The organism is Streptomyces sp. NPDC001348, assembly GCF_053597535.1.
Window position 1 is genome coordinate 303,988 of sequence record NZ_JBSFIK010000004.1, and the last position, 7,686, is coordinate 311,673.

Genomic DNA, 7,686 nt, shown 5'->3' on the forward strand with positions numbered 1-7,686 from the left:
TTCCCGATCCAGGCCGCGACCATCCCGGACGCCCTGGCCGGCAAGGACATCCTCGGCCGTGGCCGCACCGGCTCCGGCAAGACGCTCTCCTTCGGCCTGCCGACCCTGGCCACGCTGGCCGGCGGCCGCACCGAGAAGCACAAGCCGCGTGCCGTCATCCTCACGCCCACCCGTGAACTCGCCATGCAGGTCGCCGACGCGCTCCAGCCGTACGGTGACGTCCTCGGCCTCAAGATGAAGGTCGTCTGCGGCGGTACGTCGATGGGCAACCAGATCTACGCCCTGGAGAAGGGCGTGGACATCCTGGTCGCCACCCCGGGCCGCCTGCGCGACATCATCAACCGCGGCGCCTGCTCCCTCGAGGACGTGCGGATCGCGGTCCTCGACGAGGCCGACCAGATGTCCGACCTGGGCTTCCTGCCCGAGGTCACCGAGCTGCTGGACCAGGTCCCGGCGGGCGGCCAGCGGATGCTGTTCTCCGCCACGATGGAGAACGAGATCAAGACCCTCGTCGACCGGTACCTGAACGACCCGGCCCTGCACGAGGTGGACGCCGCACAGGGCGCGGTCACGACGATGTCCCACCACATCCTGATCGTGAAGCCCAAGGACAAGGCGCCGGTCACCGCCGCGATCGCCTCCCGCAAGGGCCGCACCATCATCTTCGTCCGCACCCAGCTCGGCGCCGACCGCGTGGCCGAGCAGCTGCGCGAGGCGGGCGTGAAGTCGGACGCGCTGCACGGCGGCATGACCCAGGGCGCCCGTACGCGCACCCTGGCCGACTTCAAGGACGGCTACGTCAACGTCCTGGTCGCCACCGACGTCGCCGCCCGCGGCATCCACGTCGACGGCATCGACCTGGTCCTGAACGTGGACCCGGCCGGCGACCACAAGGACTACCTGCACCGCGCCGGCCGCACGGCCCGCGCGGGCCGCACCGGCACGGTGGTCTCCCTCTCCCTGCCGCACCAGCGGCGCCAGATCTTCCGCCTCATGGAGGACGCCGGCGTCGACGCCGCGCGCCACATCATCCAGGGCGGCGCCGCCTTCGACCCGGAGGTCGCCGAGATCACCGGCGCCCGTTCCATGACCGAGGTCCAGGCCGAGTCGGCGGGCAACGCCGCCCAGCAGGCCGAGCGCGAGGTCGCCCAGCTCACCAAGCAGCTGGAGCGGGCCCAGCGGCGTGCCGCCGAGCTGCGCGAGGAGGCGGACCGGCTGGTCGCCAGGGTCGCCCGGGAGCGGGGCGAGGACCCGGAGGCCGCGGTCGCCCAGGCGCAGGCCGAGGCGCAGGCCGTCGCCGAGGTCTCGGTGCCGGAGCAGCCGGCCGTGCAGGACGTCGACCGGGCGGAGCGCGAGGAGCGTCCCGCGGCTTCCTCGTCGTACGAGCGTCGTGAGCGCCGGGACGAGCGGGGCGGGCGTTCCTTCGACCGTGACCGTGGCGGCCGTTCCTTCGAGCGCCGTGACAACGACCGTGGGTTCGAGCGTCGTGACAACGACCGTGGCGGCTTCCGCCGTGACGACCGCCGGGACGGTGACCGTGGCGGCTTCCGCCGTGACGAGCGCCGTGACGACCGTGGCGGCCGTCCCTTCGAGCGCCGTGACAACGACCGTGGGTTCGAGCGTCGTGACAACGACCGTGGCGGCTTCCGCCGTGACGACCGCCGCGACGGTGACCGTGGCGGCTTCCGCCGTGACGAGCGCCGTGACGACCGTGGCGGCCGTCCCTTCGAGCGCCGCGACAACAGCCGTGGGTTCGAGCGTCGTGACAACGACCGTGGCGGCTTCCGCCGTGACGACCGTGCCGGCCACCGTGGCAGCGACCGCCCCTTCAACCGCGACCGCCGCGACGACCGCCCGGGCTTCCGCTCCGGCCACGACCGCCCGTACGGCCGTCGTGACGACCACCGCGGCACCGGCGGCTCCTTCGGCCGCCGCGAGGACAAGCCGCGCTGGAAGCGCAACGGCTGACGCCCAGTGAGCTGCGAGGGCCCGTACGACATGGTCGTACGGGCCCTTTCCAGTCATCTGTGACGCATGTCACGGCCCCGGGGAGGGAATCGCTGGGGGCATGACAGATGACGCGCATGCGAGTGGGCTGTCGGACGAGGAACGGCTTGCCCAGCTCGGTTACACGCAGGTCCTCGCCCGCCGTATGTCGGCGTTCTCCAACTACGCCGTCTCCTTCACGATCATCTCGGTCCTGTCCGGCTGTCTGACCCTCTACCTCTTCGGGATGAACACCGGCGGCCCCGCGGTGATCACCTGGGGCTGGGTGGCGGTCGGCCTGATGACACTCCTCGTGGGCCTGTCGATGGCCGAAATCTGTTCCGCGTACCCGACGTCGGCGGGCCTGTACTTCTGGGCGCACCGCCTGGCACCGCCGCGCTCGGCCGCCGCGTGGGCCTGGTTCACCGGCTGGTTCAACGTGCTGGGCCAGGTGGCGGTGACGGCGGGCATTGACTTCGGCGCGGCGTCCTTCCTGGGCGCCTACCTCAATCTGCAGTTCGACTTCGAGGTCACCCCGGGCCGCACGGTCCTGCTCTTCGCCGCTGTCCTGCTGCTGCACGGCCTGCTGAACACCTTCGGCGTCCGGATCGTCGCCTTCCTGAACAACGTGAGCGTGTGGTGGCACGTGCTCGGGGTGGCCGTCATCGTCGGCGCGCTGGCCTTCGTGCCGGACCACCACCAGTCGGCGTCCTTCGTGTTCACCAAGTTCGTCGACAACACCGGCTGGGGCAGCGGCCCGTACGTGGTCCTCCTGGGCCTGCTGATGGCCCAGTACACCTTCACCGGCTACGACGCCTCCGCCCATATGACGGAGGAGACCCACGACGCGGCGACGGCCGGCCCGAAGGGCATCGTCAGATCCATCTGGACGTCCTGGATAGCCGGCTTCGTCCTCCTCCTCGGATTCACCTTCGCGATCCAGTCGTACGACAAGGAGCTCGCGTCCCCGACCGGCGCGCCCCCGGCGCAGATCCTCCTCGACGCGCTGGGCGCCACCTCCGGAAAGCTGCTGCTCCTGGTGGTGATCGGCGCACAGCTGTTCTGCGGCATGGCGTCGGTGACGGCCAACAGCCGCATGATCTACGCCTTCTCGCGCGACGGCGCACTGCCCTTCTCCCGTGTCTGGCACACCGTGAGCCCGCGTACCCGCACTCCCGTGGCGGCGGTCTGGCTGGCGACCACCGGCGCCCTGGTCCTCGGCCTGCCCTACCTCATCAACAACACGGCGTACGCGGCGGTGACCTCCATCGCGGTGATCGGCCTCTACATCGCGTACGTCGTCCCGACCCTGCTGCGGGTCCGCAAGGGCGCCGCCTTCACCCGGGGCCCCTGGCACCTGGGCCGCTGGTCGCAGCCCATCGGTGTGGTGTCGGTGGTCTGGGTCGGAATCATCACCGTCCTCTTCATGCTGCCCCAGGTCTCCCCGGTCACCTGGACCAGCTTCAACTACGCCCCGGTCGCCGTCCTGGTCGTCCTCGGCTTCGCGGCGGCCTGGTGGCTGGCCTCGGCCCGTCACTGGTTCCTCAACCCCGACCACGACCGCACCCGCGTCCCGGAGCCCGACACCCCCCGAATCGGTTGATCCCAGACGCTTCGGGCCCCGCGTCCCCGATACCGGATCGGAGACGCGGCCCGCTCCGGCTATGCTCGGGGAGGCGACATCGCCTGGGCCCTTAGCTCAATTGGCAGAGCAGTGGACTTTTAATCCATTGGTTGTGGGTTCGAGTCCCACAGGGCCTACCGGTGACGGTCGGGGGGCATGCCCCTGACCTGCTGTGCGGCGCCCGGGCCGGCTTCGGCCGGCCCGGGCGCCGCGTCGTTCTCCTCAGGCAGGCGCACGGCTGCGGTGGAGTGCTCGCAGGCTCAGCCGCGGCGTGGCCGCACCACCAGGGGCGCGGACATGGACAGGCCCACGAGGTCGGTCCACACCGCGTCGCCGACTCCGTCGATCGTCGCCTTGGCGGCGTGTTCCTCGGCGGTGAGGATGCCGAGGCCGGCCCGGAGCTCGTAGGGCAGGTGGTCGTGGGCCAGTCGGCGACCGACGTAGTCCATGACGGAGCTGACTCGCCGGATGTCCGGATCGTTGGTGAGGCCGGAGGGTTCGAAGCGCATCCCGACGTAGTCGGCCAGCAACACCTCGAGTGGGACACCGTGTCGGAGAGCCCGGGTGACGGTCGTGGAGAAGGCGTCCATCATGCCCGCGAGGGTGGAGCCCTGCTTGGCCATGCGGACCATCACTTCGGCGACCCGCCCGTCGGGGGTGAGTGCGACGGTCAGGTATCCCTTGCCCTCGCCGACCGCGAACGACCGGGTCGTCGACCGCAGACGGCGCGGGGGGCGAGGTGCGGCCGGACTCGGCGGCCTCCGCTCGTCGCCGGTCGCCCGTGTCGTACCGTCACCGAATCGGTCGGTCATGAACGTCCTCAATCCTCGTCCGCAGTAGCCGAATCGGGCAGAGTGCACCCAGCTGAACAAACAACATGTGGGAGTCAATTTTCCTGCGGCCACAACATGTTGGGGTTCACCATAGGTGGGGAAGGTCATCGGTACCAATCCCGGCACGCCGGAGCGGGTGCCGCGCCGCCGGTGGGCCAACTCCCCTGTCCGACAACCCCGGTGACGGCACCGACCCGCTTCCGGGTAGGTGTTCGCCCAACCCGGAAGCAGGTCTTGGCCCATGGCGCCCGCCGGGCCCCCGCAGCAGCATGATCTGCGGGCCGCACCGTGTGGTCCGAAACGACGACGGGCTCCGTGCCGCGCTGACCGTGCTCCCGGCGTGCCCTTGTTCGGAGGGCCCGAGTGCGGCCTTCGCGGAGATGAAGTTCCTGCCGTGAAGGTGTACGGAATCCGGAGCGACGGCCGACGCGAATTCGTCGCCCCTTCGATTCCCGCGACGTGAACGTTTCGTCACCGGTAAACACTCCGTGGAGATGTCCTGCGGCAGGTCAGAATGAAGAACCTGCGGATTGTTCAATTCCACTTGTGCGCTTCCGGTCACGGTTACTTCGATTCCTGGCATAGTTTGGACAAAGAATCGATTCTGTGAGCGGAGAGATCCGGTCACCTCCCATGCGTTCTCCGCCACCCCTCGGGTCCGTCGCGGCAGTTGCCGCATGCTCCCATGCGGTCTCCCAGCTGCGCCTTTGCCTTTCTGTGACGAGCCGGTCGCGTGCCGTGATTGACTCGAAAGTTACGCGACCCGGGTATTGGCCGTGTGCTTGGATCTCTAACCGATCACTTGATGATCAAGCTTCTGACCGCATTGCAAAGAGGGGAAACAGAAATGGACAAGTCGCTCGACCCGGCCGACATCACGGTGGTGCGCCCGGACGGCGTCGAAGCCGCGCGGCGGCACGACAGGAGCCGGGGCCCGCTGGACGACAACGACACTCACGACAGCGGCCTGCACGACAGCTTCACCACCCACGTCGACGACAACGACTGAACCATTCGGTCTTTATCGCCTGGCAATTGAGTGATTCCGTAGGGAGACTCAGGTTTTCATGACGATTCTTGCGGATCAGGGAAAGGCTGCGCCGGGCGCGCAGCCTTTCTTTGATCTGGCCCGACTTATCAGCCCCATCGATCCCGAAACGTTTCGTCGGGACCACTGGGAAACCCAGCCGCTTCTGGTCGAGCGTGCGGACCCGAACTACTACGCGGAGCTCCTCACGCTGGACGACGTGGACGAGCTGATCTCTCTCGCCGGGGCGAACCTCGATTGCATCCGTGTGGTGGCGGACGGCAAGGAGACCCCTGTCCAGGACCTCGGCGGCCACGGTCCGAACGGCCGGACGGCCGTCCTCGAAGCGTTGTACGACCGCTACCGAAGCGGCTCGACCATCGTGCTGAACGCCATGGAACGCCGCTGGGACCCGCTGGGCAGGTTGACGACGGCGCTGAGCGCCGAAGCCAGTGCCCGCTTCCAGGTGAACGTGTACCTCACGCCGGGAGGTGAGGCCCAGGGGTTCAAGCCGCACTACGACACCCATGACGTCTTCGTCCTGCAGGTGCACGGCACCAAGCGGTGGCGCCTCTACGGCATGCCGTACCCGCTGCCGTTCCAGGACCAGCCGTTCAACCACGCCGATCCCGAAGTGCCGGATGTGGAGCGGGAGATCGACCTGACCCCCGGGAGCCTTCTCTACCTGCCCCGCGGAACCGTGCACGCGGCCACCTCCACGGACACCGCCTCGGTCCACATCACCCTCGGCGCTCACCCGATCCTGTGGTCCTACGTGCTGCAGCAGGCCATCGCCAAGGTCGCGGCCGAGGACGTCAGGTTCCGGACCGGACTGCCCTACGGCTTCGCCAGGAGCCCTGAGCTGCAACAGCAGGCCGAGAAGACGCTGGCGGAGCTCCTGCGGTCGGTCGTCGACCAGGCGTCACCGCAAGCGGCGATCGACGATGCCGTCGACCGCGCCGTGTCCATCAGCCCGCCGCGGCTGCGTCATCACCTGACGGACCTGGAAGCGGTGTCGGACATCGGCCCCGACACGAAGCTGCGCCGACGCCCCGACCTCCGCTGGGACCTCAAGCTGACCGACGACCGGGTCAGGCTGAGCTTTCACAACAAGACGGTGGAATTCCCGCTCCACGTCGCCGACGAGGTCACGTACGTGGCCGCGAGCGACGGCGAGCCGATCTCACCGTCCTCCATCCCGGGGACGCTGGACCAGTCGGGCCGCCTGGTGCTGATCCGCACTCTCCTGCGGGAGGGCTTCCTCACCCTCCGCTGAACCAGCACGATCCCAGCCGCACCTCTCCGGCCCCGTCGGCACACCCCCGACGGGGCGAGGTGTCCCAGGGCCGCACACGACACGCAGGGCATGACAAGGGGAAAGCGCATGGCGTCGGACGATTCGGCGGGAAGAGGTAAGGCGCCGCTCCGCAGGATCGCTCACCTCTTCGTGCCCTACCGGGCGCAACTCACCGTGGTCCTGCTGCTGGTCGGGGGTTCGGCGGTGCTTTCCCTGGTGCCGCCGTTCCTGCTGCGGGCCATCCTCGACGTCGCGCTGCCCCAGGGACGAGCCGGCCTGCTCACCGGGCTGTCCGCCGCGATGCTCCTGCTCGTCGTCGCGGGCACGGCCCTCAAGGTGCTCCAGACGTACCTGTCGGTGCGCCTCGGCCAGCAGATCATGGACGACCTGCGGAAATCGGTCTACACCCACCTGCAGCGCATGTCGCTGGCCTTCTTCACCACGACCCGCACGGGCGAGGTGCAGTCCCGGATCGCGAACGACATCGGTGCCATGCAGGCGACGGTCACCGGTACCGCCACCACACTCGTCTCCGACGTCACGACGCTCGGTGCCAGTCTCGTGGCCATGCTCGCCCTGGACTGGCGGTTGACGGTCGTGTCACTGCTGATCCTGCCCCTCTTCGCGTGGATCAGCCGCAATGTCGGAGCCGAGCGCCGGGAACTCACGCAGAAGCGGCAGGAACTGCTCGCGGTCATGTTCGCGCTGATCGAGGAGTCGCTCTCGGTGAGCGGCTTCCTGCTCGGTCGCACGATGGGGCGCACGGCGACCTTCACCCAGGAGTTCGCCGGCCACTCCCGGGCCCTCACCGACTTGACCGTGCGTTCCTCGATGGCGGGCCGGTGGCGGCAGTCGGTGATCTCGGTGATCATGGCCGCGATGCCGGTCGTCGTCTACTGGACGGCGGGAACCTTCGGTG

At 68.9% G+C, this 7,686-nt stretch carries 6 protein-coding genes and 1 tRNA gene; 6 read left to right on the forward strand and 1 reads right to left on the reverse strand.

Annotated features, from left to right (window positions below):
* The 3 genes from ACWC21_RS06605 to ACWC21_RS06615 all read left to right on the forward strand — a co-directional run.
* Positions 1-1,968: DEAD/DEAH box helicase (locus ACWC21_RS06605; RefSeq protein ID WP_450878754.1), on the forward strand; the 1,968-nt coding region annotated here is incomplete at its 5' end.
* A gap of 100 nt (positions 1,969-2,068) precedes the next feature.
* The gene (locus tag ACWC21_RS06610; RefSeq protein WP_450878756.1) at positions 2,069-3,589 is read left to right on the forward strand and encodes an amino acid permease; all 1,521 of its coding nucleotides are present in this window, start codon (positions 2,069-2,071) and stop codon (positions 3,587-3,589) included.
* 85 nt (positions 3,590-3,674) lie between these two features.
* Positions 3,675-3,747 (forward strand) — tRNA-Lys (locus tag ACWC21_RS06615).
* A 123-nt stretch (positions 3,748-3,870) separates the two neighbouring features.
* On the opposite strand, the gene ACWC21_RS06620 is transcribed toward ACWC21_RS06615, so the two are convergent.
* Complete coding sequence (locus tag ACWC21_RS06620; RefSeq protein ID WP_450878758.1) at positions 3,871-4,422, reverse strand: TSCPD domain-containing protein; 552 nt, start codon at positions 4,420-4,422, stop codon at positions 3,871-3,873.
* 868 nt (positions 4,423-5,290) lie between these two features.
* On the opposite strand from ACWC21_RS06620, the gene ACWC21_RS06625 reads away from it, so the two are divergent.
* From ACWC21_RS06625 to ACWC21_RS06635, 3 genes are all read left to right on the forward strand, one after another.
* The gene (locus ACWC21_RS06625; protein ID WP_450878760.1) at positions 5,291-5,452 is read left to right on the forward strand and encodes a hypothetical protein; all 162 of its coding nucleotides are present in this window, start codon (positions 5,291-5,293) and stop codon (positions 5,450-5,452) included.
* 58 nt (positions 5,453-5,510) lie between these two features.
* Positions 5,511-6,746: a cupin domain-containing protein gene (locus ACWC21_RS06630; protein ID WP_450878762.1), complete on the forward strand. Its 1,236-nt coding sequence runs from the start codon at positions 5,511-5,513 to the stop codon at positions 6,744-6,746.
* Between the two features lie 108 nt (positions 6,747-6,854).
* On the forward strand, positions 6,855-7,686 hold an 832-nt coding region (locus tag ACWC21_RS06635; protein WP_450878764.1), incomplete at its 3' end, for an ABC transporter transmembrane domain-containing protein.